Source organism: Pandoraea commovens (genome assembly GCF_902459615.1).
In the GTDB taxonomy this organism is placed as follows: domain Bacteria; phylum Pseudomonadota; class Gammaproteobacteria; order Burkholderiales; family Burkholderiaceae; genus Pandoraea; species Pandoraea commovens.
This window is the reverse complement of the sequence record NZ_CABPSA010000003.1, coordinates 185,244-201,925: the sequence shown is the minus strand read 5'-3', so window position 1 is coordinate 201,925 and position 16,682 is coordinate 185,244. Positions and strand designations below refer to the sequence as shown.

Genomic DNA, 16,682 nt, shown 5'->3' with positions numbered 1-16,682 from the left:
CACATCGGCCGCTTCGGCCCGACAAGACAAGACACGGCACATTTCGATGCTTAGCCGTGATGCCTACCGTATTGATTAGTTTGGAGTGATATTTTGCTGGACAGTCTCCTTGGATTTCTCTCGACCGGTCTGCTCGACTGGAGCGGCTGGAAGATTTTCTTCTACACGTTGGCCGTCACCCATGTGACGATCGCCGGTGTGACCATCTATCTGCATCGTTGCCAGGCGCACCGCGCGCTCGACGTGCATCCGATCGTCGCCCATTTCTTCCGTTTCTGGCTGTGGATGACCACGGGCATGATCACGAGCGAGTGGGCTGCGATTCACCGCAAGCACCACGCTAAGTGCGAAACGCCGGAAGACCCGCACAGCCCGCAAACGCGCGGCCTGTGGAAGGTGCTGGCCGAAGGCGCCGAACTCTATCGCGCTGAAGCGAAGAACGAAGAAACGCTGCGCAAGTTCAGCCACGGCACGCCGAACGACTGGATCGAGAACAACATCTACAAGCGTTACCCGATTCTGGGTATCAGCATGATGATGATCATCAACATCGCACTGTTCGGTGCCCTCGGTCTGACCGTGTGGGCTGTGCAGATGGTGTGGATCCCGTTCTGGGCCGCTGGCGTGATCAACGGTCTGGGTCACTACTGGGGCTACCGCAACTTCAATTGCGCCGATGCGTCGACGAACCTGCTGCCGTGGGGCATCATCATCGGCGGCGAAGAGCTGCATAACAACCACCACACGTACGCCACGTCGGCCAAGCTGTCGAACAAGTGGTACGAATTCGACATCGGCTGGCTGTACATCCGTACGCTGTCGTTTGTGGGCCTGGCCAAGGTGAAGAAGGTTGCACCGACGCCGAAGCTCGCGAAGATCAAGGCGGCATGCGACGACGATACGTTGCAGGCCGTGCTCTCGAACCGCTATGAAGTGATGGCGCGTTACGCGAAGACCTTCCAGCGTGCCTACGGTGAAGAACTGGCGCGCTTCAAGGACAAGCGTCAGCATGGCGAATATCAGCTGTTCCGCGGTGCGCGCAAGTGGCTGCATCACGACGAAGCATCGCTGCAAGAGCCGCAGAAGCAGCAACTGGGCGAGATCTTCGCGCACAGCAACGCCGTGAAGACGTATTACGAACTGCGTCGCGAACTGGCCGGTATCTGGGACCGTTCGAACGCTTCGCGCGAGCAGTTGCTGGGTCAGTTGCAGAACTGGTGCCATCGCGCCGAGCAAAGCGGCATTCACGCATTGCAGGAATTCGCGACGCGTCTGCGCCGCTACGCGTGAACGGGTTCAGCCAGAAATCTGTTTTTGACGCATAATCGAAACCCCGCCACGGCGGGGTTTTGTCATTCCCGGTCCCCCTCGGGCCACGCGAAAATGAATGCCTCACTTAAATCCGTAGAATTCGAGCGCCCCGCATCGAGTGGCGCCACGTGCGTAGCCCACGCCTGGGCGCGTGTCCCGGATGCGCCGTCGCAGGAGGAACGCGCGGCGCTCAAGGCCAAGATCAAGCGTTTGCTCGTTGAGCGAGACGCCGTGTTGGTGGCGCACTATTACGTCGATTCCGACCTGCAGGATCTCGCCGAAGAGACCGGCGGCTGCGTGGCCGATTCGCTCGAAATGGCGCGTTTCGGCCGGAATCATGCCGCCAAGACGCTCGTGGTGGCCGGCGTGCGTTTCATGGGCGAGACGTCGAAGATTCTGAGTCCCGAAAAGCGCATTTTGATGCCCGATCTCGACGCGACCTGTTCGCTCGATCTGGGCTGTCCGGCAGATGAGTTCGCCGCATTCTGCGATGCGCATCCGGATCGCACGGTCGTCGTCTATGCGAACACGAGTGCCGCCGTGAAGGCGCGTGCCGACTGGATGGTGACGTCGTCCATCGGCCTCGAAATCGTGGCGCATCTGCACGCGCAGGGTAAGAAGATTCTCTGGGCACCGGACCGACATCTGGGCAGCTACGTCCAGAAGCAGACCGGGGCCGACATGTTGTTGTGGCAGGGCGCTTGTCTCGTACACGACGAGTTCAAGGGCACTGAACTTGAACTGCTGCGCCGCGAATACCCGAACGCCAAGGTGCTGGTGCACCCGGAGTCGCCTGCCGCGGTCGTCGAGCTGGCGGACGTGGTCGGTTCGACCTCGCAAATGATCACGGCGGCGCAGACCATGGATGCCACCGAGTTCATCGTGGCGACCGACAACGGTATTCTCCACAAGATGCGCGCCGCAGCGCCGGGCAAGCGCTTTATCGAAGCGCCGACGGCGGGCAACAGCGCCACGTGCAAGAGCTGCGCGCACTGCCCTTGGATGGCGATGAACAGCCTGCAAAATCTTGCCGACGTGCTGGAGACCGGGGCGAACGAAATTCACGTCGATCCGGAGATCGGCCGTCGCGCCCATACCTGTATCGACCGTATGCTGACGTTCGCTGAATCGCGCAAACAGAACGTGCGCGCCAGCGGTGATTTCGCGCGCGACGGCGCACTCTTTTCCGGTGTAGGCCCCGCATAATGACGCAATCGAAAACGTTGAGCACTGCCGAGGCACTCTCCCCTGAATTCGCCGTTTTCGGCGAACCGATCGAAGCGGCAATGACGCGCAATGTGCGCGATGCGCTGGACGAAGACATCGGCAGCGGTGACCTGACGGGCCTGCTGGTGCCGCCGGATGAAATGGCGCATGCGCGCATCATCGTGCGCGAGTCGGCCGTGCTTTGCGGTGTGCGCTGGTTCGAGCGCTGCATGCAGGGCGTGGACGCGTCCGTACGCGTGCAGTGGCACTACCGCGAAGGCGAGCGCATGGCGCCCGATTCGGTGGTGTGCGACATCCAGGGTCCGGCGCGTGCGTTGCTCACGGGTGAGCGCACGTCGATGAACTTCCTTCAGATGCTCTCTGGCGTTGCGACCTCCGTGCGCCGGTATGCGGATATCGTGGAGGGCACCAAGGCACGCGTGCTCGATACGCGCAAGACCTTGCCTGGCCTACGCCTCGCACAGAAGTTTGCGGTGCTCGTTGGCGGCGGGACGAACCAACGTCTCGCGCTCTACGACGGCATTCTGATCAAAGAGAATCACATCGCGGCCGCTGGCGGCATTCGTCAGGTACTGGCAAACGCCGATCGTCTGGCTGACGGAGCGTCCGTCCAGATCGAAGTGGAGTCGCTGGAAGAGTTGGCGACGGCGCTCGAATGCGGCGCAACGTCGATCCTGCTCGACAACTTCACGCTGGAAATGATGCGTGAAGCGGCGCGCATCTCGGATGGACGTGCTGTACTGGAAGCGTCGGGCGGCATCAATCTTGAAACGGTGCGTGCGATTGCGGAGACGGGCGTCGACCGTATTTCCATCGGCGGGCTGACGAAGGATGTCCGTGCGACCGACTTCTCCATGCGGATTCTGGAGACGGTGGGGTAATCGTCTCGATCAATCCGCCGCGCTGAAATAGCGTGGCAAGCAAAAAGGCCGCAGGTTTGACCCTGCGGCCTTTTTGTTTGCGTGATCGGTTGAGCGCGTGACTTACCGCTTGCGGCGCGGCAGCGGTGGCGAAATCACCGTCGGCAGCGCCTTCGGCAGCGTATCGGGGAAGTCGCGGGAGAAGTGCAGTCCCCGGCTTTCGCGACGCGACAACGCGCTATCGACGATCAGCGACGCGACGTCCACCAGATTCCGAAGCTCAAGCAAATCCCGGCTGACGCGGAAATTCGCGTAGTACTCGGCGATCTCCTCGCGCAGCAGGGCAATGCGATGCTGCGCGCGCTCCAGTCGCTTGGTCGTGCGCACGATACCGACGTAGTTCCACATCATGCGGCGCAGCTCGTCCCAATTGTGGGCGACGACGACTTCTTCATCCGCATCCGAGACGCGGCTTTCGTCCCAGGCGGGCGCATCGGTGGTGGGCGGATGTTTGGCTTCGTCCCGTTGGATATCTTCTGCCGCCGCCTTCCCCAGCACAATGCACTCCAGCAGGGAGTTGCTGGCAAGTCGGTTCGCGCCGTGCAGACCCGTGCATGTCGCTTCCCCGACGGCATAAAGCCCCGGCAGATCGGTGCGGCCGCGCATATCGGTCACCACTCCGCCGCAGGTGTAGTGCGCTGCGGGTACGACCGGAATCGGCTGCTTCGTGATGTCGATGCCCAGCTCTGCGCAGCGCGCCAGAATCGTCGGGAAATGCTCGCGCAGGAACTCGGGACTTTGGTGGCTGATGTCGAGATAAACGCAGTCGAGGCCGTGCTTTTTCATCTCAAAGTCGATGGCGCGGGCGACGATGTCACGCGGTGCCAGTTCGGCGCGCGGGTCGTGTTGCAGCATGAAGCGGGTGCCGTCGGGCAGCACCAGGCGGCCGCCTTCACCGCGCACGGCTTCCGAGATCAGGAACGACTTGGCGTACGGATGGTAGAGGCACGTCGGGTGAAACTGGATGAACTCCATGTTCGCTATGCGGCAACCTGCGCGCGACGCCATGGCAATACCGTCGCCGGTGGCCGTATCGGGGTTCGTCGTATAGAGATAGACCTTGCCCGCACCGCCGGTGGCCAGCACCGTATGCCGGGCCGTCATGGCGTGCACCTCGCCGGTGCCGAGATCCTGAACGTACAAGCCCTGACAGTGACGGCCGACTGTGGGCGCGTCGTCGGCGCGATCGGAGGTGATCAGATCGACGGCGAAGTGATTCTCGAACAGCGTGATGTTCGGATGTTTGCGCACGCGCTCGGTGAGCGTGGCGATGACGGCATGCCCGGTGGCGTCGGCGGCGTGAATGATGCGTCGGTGGCTATGTCCGCCTTCGCGCGTCAGGTGAAAACCGAGTTCGGCCTCTGAGTCACGGGTAAAAGGTACGCCCTGTTCGATGAGCCACTCGATGGCTTCGCGGCTGTGTTCGACGATGAATCGCGTGGCTGCTTCGTCGCAGAGGCCTGCGCCAGCGATCAGGGTGTCGGCGACATGCTCGTCGACGCTGTCGGTCGAATCCAGTACGGCGGCAATGCCGCCCTGTGCCCAGTCGCTCGCACCTTCGGGCATCGGACGTTTGGCGACGAGCGCCACACGGCAGGTATTGGCCAGATGCAGGGCGACGGACTGGCCGGCGAGCCCGCTGCCGACGATGACAACATCGAAATTCATGATACGCGCGGTGTCTGGGATCGACGCGACGACACGAGCGCGATCCTCGTAATGGGAGAGGACCCAGTATAGCGAGTCAATACGCGCGTGGCACATGACCCTATGCGCACATCGGGGAAATCGTGCTTGCAAAGACTACGCATAGCGTAGCGGTGCACTTTTCGGGACGCGTAAACGAAAATACCCCGCCAGAGGCGGGGTATTGAACGCAGTAGCAAGCTACTGCGATGAAACCTGTTGATCTTATTTGATCTTGGTTTCTTTGTATTCGACGTGCTTACGAGCCACCGGGTCGAACTTGCTGATAGCCATCTTTTCCGGATGGGTACGCTTGTTCTTGGTGGTCGTGTAGAAATGACCCGTGCCTGCGGTCGATTCCAGTTTGATCTTGTCGCGAGCGCCTTTTGCCATGATGAGCTCCTAAACTTAGATGGCGTTACGCGAACGCAGGTCCGCGAGAACGACATCGATGCCGACCTTATCGATCAGGCGCAAGCCGGCGTTCGAAAGACGCAGACGCACAAAGCGGTTTTCGCTCTCAACCCAGAACCGGCGATTTTGCAAGTTCGGGAGGAAACGACGCTTGGTTTTGTTGTTGGCGTGGGAAACGTTGTTGCCGACCATCGGCGCTTTCCCGGTCACTTGACATACGCGTGCCATGAAGCACTCCTAACCCAGAATTCTGTGTAAAAAAAGGTGAGTCGAAAAGACAGACCGCGATAATACCACAAAAATCCCAGACAAATCAATCGCTTTAGTCGATGTAGGACGTGAGTCCCTGGCGGGAAACGTCTGTCGGAGATTCGGGAAGGGAAGGAGTATAGCGTAAGCCGGGCCCGAAAGCGACCCGGTTGCCGAATTTGTGTGCAGGGTGTTGTTCCACGTCACAGTTCACCGCCCTCGGCCATTGAGTAGACGGTGTCTCCCGCCACGATGAAATGATCGAGCAGACGGATCTCCAGCAGGGCCAGTGCATCGCCCAGTTGACGCGTGAGCGCAAGATCGGCTGCACTTGGCGTCGGGATGCCGGACGGGTGATTGTGGGCCACGATGATGGCAGCCGCATGAAGGTCCAGCGCTGCACGCACGATTTCCCTCGGGTAGGCGCATGTCTGGGTGAGTGTGCCCTCGAACATGATGCGCGTGCCGACCAGCCGATGTGCTGCATCCAGAAACAGGCAGACGAAGCGCTCGCGAGACATATCCTGCAACGTGAGCCGCAGATAGTCGCGCACGCGGGTGGGCGAATCGAGCAGGCAGCCCGACTGCATTCCCTCGCGCAACATGCGGCGCGCGACTTCGAGGGCCGCCTGAAATTGGAGCGACTTCGCCTGACCAAGCCCCGGTATCTGACGCAGCGTCTCGAACGGGGTGGCAAGCAGGCGGGCAAGCGAGCCGGTGCGTGCCAGCAACTCGCGCCCGAGTTCGACGGCGTTGCGGCCTTGCGAACCGGTGCGCAGCAGGATGGCGAGCAATTCGGCATCGGACAGGGCATTCGGCCCATGGGCCAGCATTTTTTCACGAGGGCGCTCAGCGAGCGGCCAGTGGGCGATGGACATGACGACTCCAGCATCGGGGACCGATGATCGGACACGGCCACGCGCATGATCGCGGGTGTCACGGATGACAAGGGAAAGACAAACCGGGAAGCCGCCACGGGAAAATTTCGGGGCGGCTTTGATGGGGAGCCGGACGCGCAACGCGTCGTCGCTTACAATAATAGCTTGACCTTGCTGTGAGACCCCCATGAGTTCTGTTGCAACCCCCGTGGTTCAAGACAATTCCTATCTGACGCTCCACTACCGGATTGGCGCGCCCGATGGCGCGGACATTGTCAACACTTTCGAAGGCACCCCTGCGACGATGCAGCTGGGCGGCGGCCAGATGGCGCCGACGCTGGAGCAGGCGATGCTGGGCATGACCGTGGGGGAGCGACGCCGCGTCGAGCTGGCACCGGAGCAGGCCTTTGGCCCGCGCAATCCGGATCTGCTGCAACGCGTCTCGATGAAGACGTTGCAGGAGAACAGCAACTTCGGGGAAGAATATAGCGTTGGCGATCTGGTCGAGTTCAACGCGCCGAGCGGTGGCCGCTATGCGGGCATCCTGCGCGAACTGGGCGACGGCTGGGCATTGTTCGACTTCAACCATCCGCTGGCGGGCCAGCCGATCGTGTTCGAAGTCCAGATTATTGGCATTCTGTAGGAATCGAAATGAGCGCCACCCAAGTCGTAGCACCGATGTTGTCGGATGCAGAAATCCTGCTGGCTCAGCCGCGCGGCTTTTGCGCGGGGGTCGACCGCGCGATCGAGATTGTCGAACGCGCGCTGGCGATGTACGGCGCACCGATCTACGTGCGTCACGAAATCGTGCACAACGTGTATGTCGTGGAGAACCTTCGCAAGAAGGGCGCGATCTTCATCGAAGAATTGTCCGATGTGCCTTCGGGCAACACGCTGATCTTCAGCGCGCACGGCGTCTCGCAAGCGGTGCGTGCCGAGGCCGAATCGCGCGGTCTGCGCATTTTCGATGCGACTTGCCCGCTCGTGACGAAGGTTCACGTCGAAGTCGCCAAGATGCGCGGACAAGGTCTCGAAATCATCATGATCGGCCACAAGGGTCACCCTGAAGTGGAAGGCACGATGGGGCAGTCGGGCGAGGGCATGTTCCTCGTCGAGACGATCGAAGACGTGCTCGCGCTGCAAGTGGCCGACGAAAGCAAGCTGGCTTTCGTGACGCAGACGACGTTGTCGGTCGACGACGCTGCCGAAGTCATCAACGCGCTCAAGAAGCGCTTCCCGCTGATCACCGAGCCGAAGAAGCAGGACATCTGCTACGCCACGCAGAACCGCCAGGACGCGGTGAAGTTCATGGCACCGCAGTGCGACGTGGTCGTGGTCGTCGGCAGCCCGAACAGCTCCAACTCGAACCGTCTGCGTGAAGTGGCCGAGAAAATGGGTGTGCCCGCCTATATGGTGGATTCTCCGGATCAGCTCAAGCCGGAGTGGTTCGACGGCAAGCGTCGCATCGGTGTGACGGCTGGCGCTTCGGCACCCGAGGTGCTGGCGCAGTCGATCGTGTCGCGTCTGCGCGAACTGGGCGTCAATCAGGTCAAGGTGCTCGACGGCGTGGAAGAGAACATCGCGTTCCCGCTGCCCAAGGGCTTGACCCAAATGGCGAGCTAAGAAGCAGTACGCCGGGTTAGGCTGCGGCGCCAGCGGCGCACCGACCACCCGCAGCAAAACTCACGGCCTGTGCTCACACTGCATGGCCGATAAACCGGGTGCCGTACCTCACGGCCCCGGTTTTTTTACGCCTGTCCGCCCGCGTCTCCCGCCCGCCTGCGCTTCCTGCCCCGCCCCCCCCCCCGATCCTCTGCCGGTCGCATCAGGCCGCCTGACGTTGCCGACCGTCGTTCGTCCATCCGCCCGTCGAACGCTGCAAAAAAACCATTGCGGTATTTTCGCACCGTCACCGCAAATTTCGCACAACCCCCGCATGTCGGAAATTGGAGGTTTTAACGTCTCGTCTGCCAAAACCGAATGACATTCTTGATAATTCAACGAACATAGAATTAAAGAAAATAAAAATCGTCTGGATTTCCGGAATCTAATTATTTATATGCTTGCTTAATTAGAAAGAACCCTCCAAATCCAATGGGCATGCTAATTGCTTATTAGATTGGTATGGCATCCGGGCCCTTGAATGGTGCACCGGTTGCACCATAAGGCCGCCCGGGGAATCGCGCGCGGGCGCGTAAAACCATTCACAAATTCGGGGTTGCGCTTTTGAAAAGATAGGGTTGCACAAGTCGGTATAAAACCTTAGTCCTCCATTATGGAAAACCCTGTGGCTACGGGCGTCGCAGCCGCAAAGAATGGAGTTACAATGCGCGCGTTTCGCATACGAAACATCGATTTGGCGTTATTAAATCGCCGACAATCTGGAGATAATCACATGCAACTCAAGTTCGCGAAGGTACTGCCCGTAGTCGCCGCGGTGACGCTGCTGGCGGCTTGCGGCCAGAAGGAAGAAAAGCAGGCCGATTCGGGTGCCGCTTCTGCACCTGCCGCGACGACTGCCGCCAGCGGGGGCGGCGATGCGGTTGTCATTAAGATCGGTCACGTTGCACCGTTGACGGGCCAAATTGCTCACTTGGGCAAAGATAACGAAAATGGTGCACGCCTGGCCATTGAAGAGGCCAACAAGGCGGGTCTGACCATCGATGGCAAGCCGGTCAAGCTTGAGCTGGTAGCAGAAGACGACGCCGCCGATCCGAAGACCGCAACGCAGGTTGCTCAGAAGCTGGTCGACGAGAAGGTTGTCGCCGTGGTGGGCCACTTGAATTCGGGCACGACGATCCCGGCCTCGAAGATCTATAGCGATGCGGGCATCGTGCAGATCTCGCCGTCGGCGACCAACCCGGCTTACACGCTGCAGGGCTTCAAGACAACCTATCGCGTGGTCGCCACCGACGCACAGCAGGGTCCGGCACTGGCTAACTACGCGACCAAGTCGCTCAACGCCAAGTCGGTCGCCATCGTCGACGACGCCACGGCATACGGCAAGGGTCTGGCCGACGAGTTCGAGAAGACCGCCAAGGCCAACGGCCTGAAGGTGCTCTCGCACGACGCGACCAACGACAAGGCCACGGACTTCCGCGCCATTCTGACCAAGATCAAGGGTGAGAAGCCGGACATCATCATGTACGGCGGTATGGATGCCACCGGCGGTCCGTTCGCCAAGCAATCGAAGGAACTGGGTATTGGCGCCAAGGTGCTGGCCGGTGACGGCGTGTGTACCGACAAGGTGGCCGAACTCGCTGGCGACGCCATCGACAACATCGTCTGCTCGGAAGCGGGTATGGCGCTGTCGAAAATGGAAGGCGGTGCGGACTTCTCGAAGCGTTACGAAGACCGCTTCAAGCAGCCGATTCAGATCTACGCCCCGTTCACGTATGACGCCGTCAACGTGATCATCGATGCGATGAAACGTGCCAACTCGGCAGACCCGGCCAAGATCCTGGCGGCCATGCCGGCCACGGACTACAAGGGTGTCATCGGCCACATCGCCTTCGACAGCAAGGGCGACATGAAGGAGCCGGTGATCACGCTCTACAACTACAAGGATAAGAAGAAGAGCGTGCTTGACGTGGTCAAGATGTAAGTCCCGGGCGCTCGCGCCATGAAACGGCACCGCTGCCTACCCGTTCGGTGCCGTATCACTATCTGCGGAAAGAGGCCGTGCCTGCATGACGGGCACGGCTCTCCTCCTGACACAGGATTACGCCTCATAACCCGCAGTTCTCTCGGCCCCCTCGCGCGCCTTATCGGGCAAGCGTGTCGAGAGCCCGTTTCCGGGACAAGGAGTTAGCTTCATGGATATCTTTATCCAACAAATCTTGAACGGCCTCGTGCTTGGCAGCGTCTACGCGATCATTGCACTGGGCTATACGATGGTCTACGGCATTCTGGGCATCATCAACTTTGCCCACGCCGACGTGATGATGATCGGCGCGATGGTCGCGCTGTCCACCATCAACCTGCTTTTGAAGATCGCGCCGGACATGAACCCGGCGCTCATGCTGGCGATTGCCACGCTCGTGTGTATGCCCGTGTGTGCGATAGCCAACTTCGTGATCGAGCGTGTGGCCTACCGGCCGTTGCGCAACGCGCCGCGCCTGGCCCCTCTGATCACCGCCATTGGCGTCTCGCTGCTGCTGCAGACGATCGCCATGCTGATCTGGTCGCGTAACCCCCTCTCGTTCCCGCAACTGCTGCCGACCGACGCCATGAACGTCATTCCGCCGCGCGACGGCCACCCAGGGGCGGTGACTAACGGCACCGGCATCGTGATCGTGGTCGTGGCGTTCCTCGTCATGTTCGGTCTGACCCAGCTCGTGAACCGCACCAAGCTCGGGCGCGCCATGCGTGCGACGGCGGAAAACCGCAACGTCGCCGGTCTCATGGGCGTGAACCCGAACTTCGTGATCTCCGCGACGTTCGCCCTCGGTGGCGCACTCGCCGCGCTCGCAGGCGTGATGATGGCCTCGAACTACGGCAACGCGCACTTCTACATGGGCTTCATCCCCGGCATGAAGGCGTTCACCGCTGCGGTGCTCGGCGGTATCGGCAACTTGCAGGGGGCGATGGTCGGCGGCGTGCTGCTTGGGCTGATCGAAGCGTTGGGGGCGGGCTACATCGGCGATCTGACCGGTGGCGTCTTCGGGAGTAACTATCAGGACGTGTTCGCTTTCGTCGTGCTGATTGTGGTGCTGGTGTTCCGTCCGAGCGGTCTGCTCGGCGAGCGCGTGGCAGATCGTGCATAAGCGGGGAGGATCGACATCATGAATCAACCCGTGCAAACGTCGCCGGCGACGCAGATTTCTGCCGCCGCCGCGACCCGCAAGGCCTATCGCGGCCTTGCGTTCTTCCTGATCGCTGCCATTTTCGCACCCATGCTCGTCGGCTACGCCGGCGGCAACTACTGGGTGCGTGTGCTCGACTTCGCGCTGCTTTACATCATGCTCGCGCTGGGCCTGAACATCGTGGTGGGCTTCGCTGGCCTGCTCGATTTGGGGTACATCGCGTTCTATGCGGTGGGGGCATACGTCACGGCCTTGCTCAGCTCGCCGCACCTGACCGTGCACTTCTCCTGGATTGCCTCGATGTTCCCGGGTGGCCTGCACGTACCGGTCTGGCTCACGATACCGATAGGGGCCGCTATTGCGGCGATCTTTGGTATCTTGCTGGGGGCGCCGACGCTGCGTCTGCGTGGCGACTATCTTGCCATCGTGACGCTGGGCTTCGGCGAGATCATCCGTATCTTCATGAACAACCTCGACAGGCCGGTGAACATCACCAACGGCCCGATGGGGATTACCGGGATTCAACCGGCATCGCTGATGGGTTTCGATTTTTCGAAGGCCCACAATTTCTTCGGCGTGCAGGTCAACTCGGTGTACATGTACTACTACCTGTTCGTGATCCTCGCGCTACTCATCGCGTTTGTGTGTGTGCGCTTGCAGCACTCGCGTATCGGACGCGCTTGGGTGGCCATTCGTGAAGACGAAATCGCCGCCAAGGCAATGGGCATCAACACGCGCAACATCAAGCTGCTTGCGTTTGCGATGGGCGCGTCGTTCGGCGGCGTGGCAGGTGGCATGTTCTCCGCGTTCCAGGGCTTCGTCTCGCCCGAGTCGTTCACCTTCTGGGAGTCGATCGTCGTGCTCTCGATGGTGGTGCTCGGCGGCATGGGCCACATTCCGGGCGTGATCCTGGGCGGTGTTCTGCTCTCGGCCTTCCCTGAGTTGCTTCGCTCGACCCTGGGACCCTTGCAGATGAAGTTGTTCGGTAGCGTCATCGTCGATCCCGAAGTGATCCGGCAGTTGCTGTACGGTCTGGCCATGATTTTGATCATGCTGTACCGTCCGGCCGGCCTGTGGCCGTCGCCGCGTCCGGAAGAGCGGACTCTGTAAGTCGAGGGAGATGACCTGAATATGAGCGAACAAATTCTTCTGTCCGTCAAGGGCGTGAACAAGCGCTTCGGCGGTCTGCAGGCCCTCACTGACGTGGGCCTGGAGATCAAGCCGGGGCAGATCTACGGGCTGATCGGCCCGAACGGCGCGGGCAAGACCACGTTCTTCAACGTGATCACCGGTCTCTACACCCCGGACTCCGGCGAGTTCCGGCTCGACGGTGCGGCTTACAAGCCGACCGCCGTGCACGAAGTCGCCAAGGCCGGTATCGCACGTACGTTCCAGAACATTCGTCTGTTTGGCGGCATGACCGTCGTCGAGAACGTGATGGTCGGGCGTCACGTGCGTACGAAGATGGGTGTGATCGGTGCCATCGTCCGGTATCCGGGTGCGAAGGCCGAGGAGCGCGCCATCCGTGATCGTGCGATGGAGTTGCTCGAATACGTGGGGGTAGCAAAGTACGCCAACTACACGGCAGCGAACCTCTCGTACGGCCACCAGCGTCGTCTGGAAATTGCACGTGCGCTGGCCACCGATCCGAAGCTGCTGGCATTGGACGAACCGGCCGCTGGCATGAACGCCACGGAAAAGGTCGAGCTGCGCGGTTTGCTCGACAAGATCCGTAGCGACGGCAAGACGATTTTGCTCATCGAGCACGACGTGAAGCTGGTGATGGGTTTGTGCAACCGCATGACGGTGCTCGATTACGGCAAGGTGATTGCCGAAGGTTTGCCGCAGGATGTCCAGAAGAATCCGGCGGTGATTGAAGCGTATCTGGGTTCGGGAGGCCATTGATGAGCGCAATGTTGACGATCAAGGGCCTGAAAGTCGCTTACGGCGGGATTAAGGCGGTCAAGGGCATCGACCTGAGCATCGAGCCGGGCGAGCTGGTCACGCTCATCGGCGCGAACGGTGCAGGCAAGACGACCACCATGAAGGCCATCACGGGCTTGTTGCCGTGGGCCGATGGCGACATCGAGTATCTGGGCAAGTCGATTCGCGGCGTGAAGGCGTTCGATCTGCTCAAGCAGGGGCTGGCGATGGTGCCGGAAGGTCGCGGCATCTTCACGCGCATGACCATCCTCGAGAACATGCAGATGGGGGCGTATCTGCGCAACGACAACGCGGGCATCAAGCAGGACATCGACAAGATGTTCGGCATCTTCCCGCGTCTGAAGGAGCGTAAAGATCAGCTCGCGGGCACGCTCTCGGGCGGTGAGCAGCAGATGCTTGCAATGGCGCGTGCGTTGATGAGCCAGCCCAAGCTGTTGCTACTCGACGAGCCGTCGATGGGGCTCTCGCCGATCATGGTGGAGAAGATCTTCGAAGTGGTGCGTACGGTGTCGGGCGAGGGCGTGACGGTGCTGCTCGTGGAGCAGAACGCACGTCTGGCGCTGCAAGCGGCACATCGTGGCTACGTGATGGACAGCGGGCTGGTCACCATGACCGGCGACGCGAAGGACATGCTCGACGATCCGAAGGTGCGCGCCGCGTATCTGGGGGAGTGAGTGTCGAATTCGCGTGACCGACCGACGGCGAGCCGTCGCCAGTCGGTCCGTGGATGAGCAAAGGGCGCCGAAGGCAACTTCCGGCGCCCTTTGTGTTTTCACGACATTCGAAGGCTGCGCGACGTAGCGCCTACTGCGCCATCGCTGCCAGCGGCAGCCGTTTGCCGAGGCTTATGACATCGTCGGCGGCGTAGCCGTGTGCGTTGTAGAACGCGAGGGCTTCGCGCGACTGCGTGAGCACTTGCAGATTGAGCTTGAGACAGCCGCGTGCGGCCAGCGCGATTTCTGCGTGATGCAGCAACGCGCTTGCCACGCCGCGACGTCGCAACGCGTGCGCGACGGCCAGCGAATAGACCCAGCCGCGATGTCCGTCATAACCGGCCATGACCGTGCCGACGATCTTGCGTTCGCGCACGGCGACGAAGAACAGGTCGTCCTGCATGGCCACCTTGTTGGCAATCGAGCGTCGCGGTTCGCGATGTGGCTTGTCGGCGCGGTTGTACTCCGGAAAGGCTTCGCGCCAGAGCGCGATGACGGCGTCGGTATCCGCGTCGTCGAATGTGCGGATATGGATGTCGGCGGGCATGCGGGTCATGGCGCTTCCTGTTGGCCGGTGTAGATGTCCGGCCGGTGAATCTGCATCATCTTGTTCACCGCGCCGAGCGGCTCGAAGCCATAGCGCGCGTAGAGACTTGCGGCATCGGTCGTGGCGAGCAGAAAGCGACGCAGCCCTTGCAGTGCCGGATGCGCAAGCACATCCTCGCACAGGCGCTTGCCGATCCCCAGACCGCGCATGGACGGATCGACGAACACGTCGGCCAGATAGGCGAACGTGGCGTGGTCGGTAATCACGCGGGCGAAGCCGACCTGGCGTGCAGGCCCGCCTTCGACCTGCGTTGCATACGCGCCGAAACAAAGCGAATGCGTGATCGCGCGCATGAGCGTGTTGCGCGGAATGCCTTGCGCCCATGCTGTTTGCGTCGACAAGGCGTTGTGGATAAAGCCGATGTCGAGCCGTGCGGGATCGGCCGAAATTTCGACGATGGCGTCGGCGGGCGGTGTCGGGTGGCCCTGGCTCATGTCGTTCATCGATGGAGTCTCCAATGGGGTGTCGTTCTGACTCGCCCGAATCACATTCGGGCGAGTGTCGTCATGCGAAGCGCTGGGTTCATGCGTGCATTCAGACGTGCTTCGCGAGCAGCGTGTCGAGCATCGACAGCATCTGATCGATCTCTTCGCGGCTCACGTTCAGTGCGGGCATGAAGCGCAGCAGGTTCGGACGTGCCGAGTTGAGCAGCAGCCCGTCCGGTGTCATGTCGCGTGCGGCTTCGACCAGTTGCGGGCCGATGTCGCGACCGAGCAGCAATGCACGGAGCAGACCCGCGCCGCGTTCCCCCTGACCGCCGTAGCGCGACGACAGATGCTGCAATCCGGCGCTCAGATAATCCGCTTGCGCACGCACGAATTCGAGGAAACCCGGCGAGCTGACCGTGCGCATCACGGCGAGTCCGACGGCGCACATCAGTGGGTTGCCGTTGTACGTGCCGCCCTGATCGCCCGGCTGGAAGACGGCGAACTCGTCGCCGCACAGCATGGCGGCGAGCGGCACACCGCCGCCGATGCCTTTGCCGAGCGTCATGATGTCGGGTTTGATGCCCGACTGCTGATACTGGAAGAGGGTGCCGGTGCGTCCGCAGCCGGTCTGCACTTCGTCCACGATCAGCAGGAGTCCGCGCGCCGTCGTCAGTTCGCGTAGCGCCTTCATGAACTCGGTCGTTGCGGGCACGACACCGGCTTCGCCCTGAATCGGTTCGAGCATCACGGCCACCGTCTCGGGCCCGATGAGGGCTTCGACCGATGCGATGTCGTTCAGCTCGGCCTTCGGAAAGCCGGGCACCTGCGGTGCGAAGATCGTATCCCAGCCGGGCTTGCCGCTTGCGGACATTGTCGCGAGCGTACGGCCGTGGAAGGCGTTCTTGAACGTGATGATCTCGAAGCGTGCCTTGCCTGCGTTGTTCGGGTGCAGTTGCCCCCACTTGCGCGCGAGTTTGATGGCGCTTTCGTTGGCTTCTGCGCCGCTGTTGGCGAAGAAGACCTTACCGAGTCCGGAGAGATTGGCGAGCAGATCGGCCAGCTCGATCATCGGCAGGTTGTAGTAGGCGGGGCTCGGGTTGAGCAGTAGCGAGCCTTGTGTGGCGAGGGCGTCGCGCATGACCGGGTGGCAATGGCCGAGGCTGTTCACCGCCCAGCCCTGAATGAAGTCGAGATATCGCTTGCCTTCGTGGTCGTACAGCCAGCCGCCCTTGCCGTGCGTGAACACGAGTTCGGGACGCGTAGTAATCGGCAGCAGTGCCTGCGTGGGCAAATCGGCGAACTTGGCATGGCGTGCCGCCTTGGACGAGGTTGACGATGCAGCGGCGGACGGTTGAGCAAGCGACATAACGGTCTCCGAAGGTAGGTGAGAAGAGACTTGGGAATAAAAAAAGCCACGGGGGTTGCCCGTGGCTTCGCTGTGCTTGAGAACTTGCGTGTTATCGCAGTCGATAGCGTGCGCCGCGGCATCCCGGTTGGGGC

The 16,682-nt window shown here is 61.3% G+C and carries 17 protein-coding genes; 10 read left to right on the top strand and 7 right to left on the bottom strand.

The window, feature by feature from the left end:
- Positions 1 to 93: 93 nt before the first annotated feature.
- The 3 genes from PCO31010_RS11245 (at position 94) to nadC (ending at position 3,419) form a co-directional block, all read left to right on the top strand.
- The gene (locus tag PCO31010_RS11245) at positions 94 to 1,290 is read left to right on the top strand and encodes a DesA family fatty acid desaturase (RefSeq protein ID WP_150664353.1); all 1,197 of its coding nucleotides are present in this window, start codon (positions 94 to 96) and stop codon (positions 1,288 to 1,290) included.
- A 93-nt stretch (positions 1,291 to 1,383) separates the two neighbouring features.
- Positions 1,384 to 2,517 (top strand): quinolinate synthase NadA, encoded by a 1,134-nt coding sequence (gene nadA, locus PCO31010_RS11240; RefSeq protein WP_150664352.1) that lies wholly within the window; start codon positions 1,384 to 1,386, stop codon positions 2,515 to 2,517.
- Positions 2,517 to 3,419, top strand: a complete 903-nt coding sequence (nadC, locus tag PCO31010_RS11235) for a carboxylating nicotinate-nucleotide diphosphorylase (RefSeq protein WP_373275327.1) — start codon at positions 2,517 to 2,519, stop codon at positions 3,417 to 3,419. The genes nadA and nadC overlap by 1 nt, the downstream gene beginning before the upstream one ends.
- Positions 3,420 to 3,521: 102 nt before the next feature.
- On the opposite strand, the gene nadB is transcribed toward nadC, so the two are convergent.
- From nadB to radC, 4 genes are all read right to left on the bottom strand, one after another.
- A complete protein-coding gene (gene nadB / locus PCO31010_RS11230; protein WP_150664351.1) occupies positions 3,522 to 5,126 on the bottom strand; it encodes an L-aspartate oxidase in 1,605 nt (534 codons plus the stop codon).
- A gap of 243 nt (positions 5,127 to 5,369) precedes the next feature.
- Positions 5,370 to 5,537, bottom strand: coding sequence for a 50S ribosomal protein L33 (gene rpmG, locus PCO31010_RS11225; RefSeq protein ID WP_039400834.1), 168 nt, complete (start codon positions 5,535 to 5,537; stop codon positions 5,370 to 5,372).
- A 15-nt stretch (positions 5,538 to 5,552) separates the two neighbouring features.
- Complete coding sequence (gene rpmB, locus PCO31010_RS11220; protein WP_150664350.1) at positions 5,553 to 5,786, bottom strand: 50S ribosomal protein L28; 234 nt, start codon at positions 5,784 to 5,786, stop codon at positions 5,553 to 5,555.
- A 224-nt stretch (positions 5,787 to 6,010) separates the two neighbouring features.
- Entirely contained in the window at positions 6,011 to 6,685 is a 675-nt protein-coding gene (gene radC, locus PCO31010_RS11215; RefSeq protein ID WP_150664349.1) for a RadC family protein, read from the bottom strand.
- Positions 6,686 to 6,872: 187 nt separating this feature from the next.
- Here radC and PCO31010_RS11210 point away from each other — a divergent pair, with 187 nt between their 5' ends.
- From PCO31010_RS11210 to PCO31010_RS11180, 7 genes are all read left to right on the top strand, one after another.
- Positions 6,873 to 7,328 (top strand): FKBP-type peptidyl-prolyl cis-trans isomerase, encoded by a 456-nt coding sequence (locus tag PCO31010_RS11210; protein WP_039400826.1) that lies wholly within the window; start codon positions 6,873 to 6,875, stop codon positions 7,326 to 7,328.
- A gap of 8 nt (positions 7,329 to 7,336) precedes the next feature.
- Positions 7,337 to 8,308 (top strand): 4-hydroxy-3-methylbut-2-enyl diphosphate reductase, encoded by a 972-nt coding sequence (gene ispH / locus PCO31010_RS11205; protein ID WP_174984641.1) that lies wholly within the window; start codon positions 7,337 to 7,339, stop codon positions 8,306 to 8,308.
- 772 nt (positions 8,309 to 9,080) lie between these two features.
- Positions 9,081 to 10,289: a branched-chain amino acid ABC transporter substrate-binding protein gene (locus PCO31010_RS11200; protein WP_150664348.1), complete on the top strand. Its 1,209-nt coding sequence runs from the start codon at positions 9,081 to 9,083 to the stop codon at positions 10,287 to 10,289.
- A gap of 211 nt (positions 10,290 to 10,500) precedes the next feature.
- Complete coding sequence (locus PCO31010_RS11195; RefSeq protein WP_150664347.1) at positions 10,501 to 11,451, top strand: branched-chain amino acid ABC transporter permease; 951 nt, start codon at positions 10,501 to 10,503, stop codon at positions 11,449 to 11,451.
- 18 nt (positions 11,452 to 11,469) lie between these two features.
- Positions 11,470 to 12,600 (top strand): ABC transporter permease subunit, encoded by a 1,131-nt coding sequence (locus PCO31010_RS11190; RefSeq protein WP_150664346.1) that lies wholly within the window; start codon positions 11,470 to 11,472, stop codon positions 12,598 to 12,600.
- Between the two features lie 21 nt (positions 12,601 to 12,621).
- Complete coding sequence (locus PCO31010_RS11185) at positions 12,622 to 13,395, top strand: ABC transporter ATP-binding protein (protein ID WP_150664345.1); 774 nt, start codon at positions 12,622 to 12,624, stop codon at positions 13,393 to 13,395.
- Positions 13,395 to 14,108: an ABC transporter ATP-binding protein gene (locus PCO31010_RS11180; RefSeq protein ID WP_373275326.1), complete on the top strand. Its 714-nt coding sequence runs from the start codon at positions 13,395 to 13,397 to the stop codon at positions 14,106 to 14,108. The genes PCO31010_RS11185 and PCO31010_RS11180 overlap by 1 nt, the downstream gene beginning before the upstream one ends.
- A 130-nt stretch (positions 14,109 to 14,238) precedes the next feature.
- Here the strand turns inward: PCO31010_RS11180 and PCO31010_RS11175 are convergent, their stop codons facing one another.
- The 3 genes from PCO31010_RS11175 to PCO31010_RS11165 all read right to left on the bottom strand — a co-directional run bounded on the left by PCO31010_RS11175 (position 14,239) and on the right by PCO31010_RS11165 (position 16,548).
- Positions 14,239 to 14,703: a GNAT family acetyltransferase gene (locus PCO31010_RS11175; protein ID WP_150664343.1), complete on the bottom strand. Its 465-nt coding sequence runs from the start codon at positions 14,701 to 14,703 to the stop codon at positions 14,239 to 14,241.
- On the bottom strand, positions 14,700 to 15,197 hold the full coding sequence (locus tag PCO31010_RS11170; protein ID WP_150664342.1) for a GNAT family N-acetyltransferase: 498 nt from the start codon (positions 15,195 to 15,197) through the stop codon (positions 14,700 to 14,702). Before PCO31010_RS11170 ends, PCO31010_RS11175 begins: the two co-directional genes overlap by 4 nt.
- A 91-nt stretch (positions 15,198 to 15,288) precedes the next feature.
- Entirely contained in the window at positions 15,289 to 16,548 is a 1,260-nt protein-coding gene (locus tag PCO31010_RS11165) for an acetylornithine transaminase (RefSeq protein WP_246184556.1), read from the bottom strand.
- Between the last annotated feature and the right edge of the window lie 134 nt (positions 16,549 to 16,682).

What these genes read in the sequence shown, in the direction of transcription:
- PCO31010_RS11165 (WP_246184556.1), bottom strand. Translation starts at nt 16,548, where the DNA reads ATGTCGCTTGCTCAACCGTCCGCCGCTGCATCGTCAACCTCGTCCAAG.
- PCO31010_RS11200 (WP_150664348.1), top strand. Translation starts at nt 9,081, where the DNA reads ATGCAACTCAAGTTCGCGAAGGTACTGCCCGTAGTCGCCGCGGTGACG.
- PCO31010_RS11180 (WP_373275326.1), top strand. Translation starts at nt 13,395, where the DNA reads ATGAGCGCAATGTTGACGATCAAGGGCCTGAAAGTCGCTTACGGCGGG.
- radC (WP_150664349.1), bottom strand. Translation starts at nt 6,685, where the DNA reads ATGTCCATCGCCCACTGGCCGCTCGCTGAGCGCCCTCGTGAAAAAATG.
- rpmB (WP_150664350.1), bottom strand. Translation starts at nt 5,786, where the DNA reads ATGGCACGCGTATGTCAAGTGACCGGGAAAGCGCCGATGGTCGGCAAC.
- PCO31010_RS11190 (WP_150664346.1), top strand. Translation starts at nt 11,470, where the DNA reads ATGAATCAACCCGTGCAAACGTCGCCGGCGACGCAGATTTCTGCCGCC.
- ispH (WP_174984641.1), top strand. Translation starts at nt 7,337, where the DNA reads ATGAGCGCCACCCAAGTCGTAGCACCGATGTTGTCGGATGCAGAAATC.
- PCO31010_RS11175 (WP_150664343.1), bottom strand. Translation starts at nt 14,703, where the DNA reads ATGACCCGCATGCCCGCCGACATCCATATCCGCACATTCGACGACGCG.
- nadA (WP_150664352.1), top strand. Translation starts at nt 1,384, where the DNA reads ATGAATGCCTCACTTAAATCCGTAGAATTCGAGCGCCCCGCATCGAGT.
- PCO31010_RS11185 (WP_150664345.1), top strand. Translation starts at nt 12,622, where the DNA reads ATGAGCGAACAAATTCTTCTGTCCGTCAAGGGCGTGAACAAGCGCTTC.
- nadB (WP_150664351.1), bottom strand. Translation starts at nt 5,126, where the DNA reads ATGAATTTCGATGTTGTCATCGTCGGCAGCGGGCTCGCCGGCCAGTCC.
- PCO31010_RS11195 (WP_150664347.1), top strand. Translation starts at nt 10,501, where the DNA reads ATGGATATCTTTATCCAACAAATCTTGAACGGCCTCGTGCTTGGCAGC.
- rpmG (WP_039400834.1), bottom strand. Translation starts at nt 5,537, where the DNA reads ATGGCAAAAGGCGCTCGCGACAAGATCAAACTGGAATCGACCGCAGGC.
- PCO31010_RS11170 (WP_150664342.1), bottom strand. Translation starts at nt 15,197, where the DNA reads ATGAACGACATGAGCCAGGGCCACCCGACACCGCCCGCCGACGCCATC.
- nadC (WP_373275327.1), top strand. Translation starts at nt 2,517, where the DNA reads ATGACGCAATCGAAAACGTTGAGCACTGCCGAGGCACTCTCCCCTGAA.
- PCO31010_RS11210 (WP_039400826.1), top strand. Translation starts at nt 6,873, where the DNA reads ATGAGTTCTGTTGCAACCCCCGTGGTTCAAGACAATTCCTATCTGACG.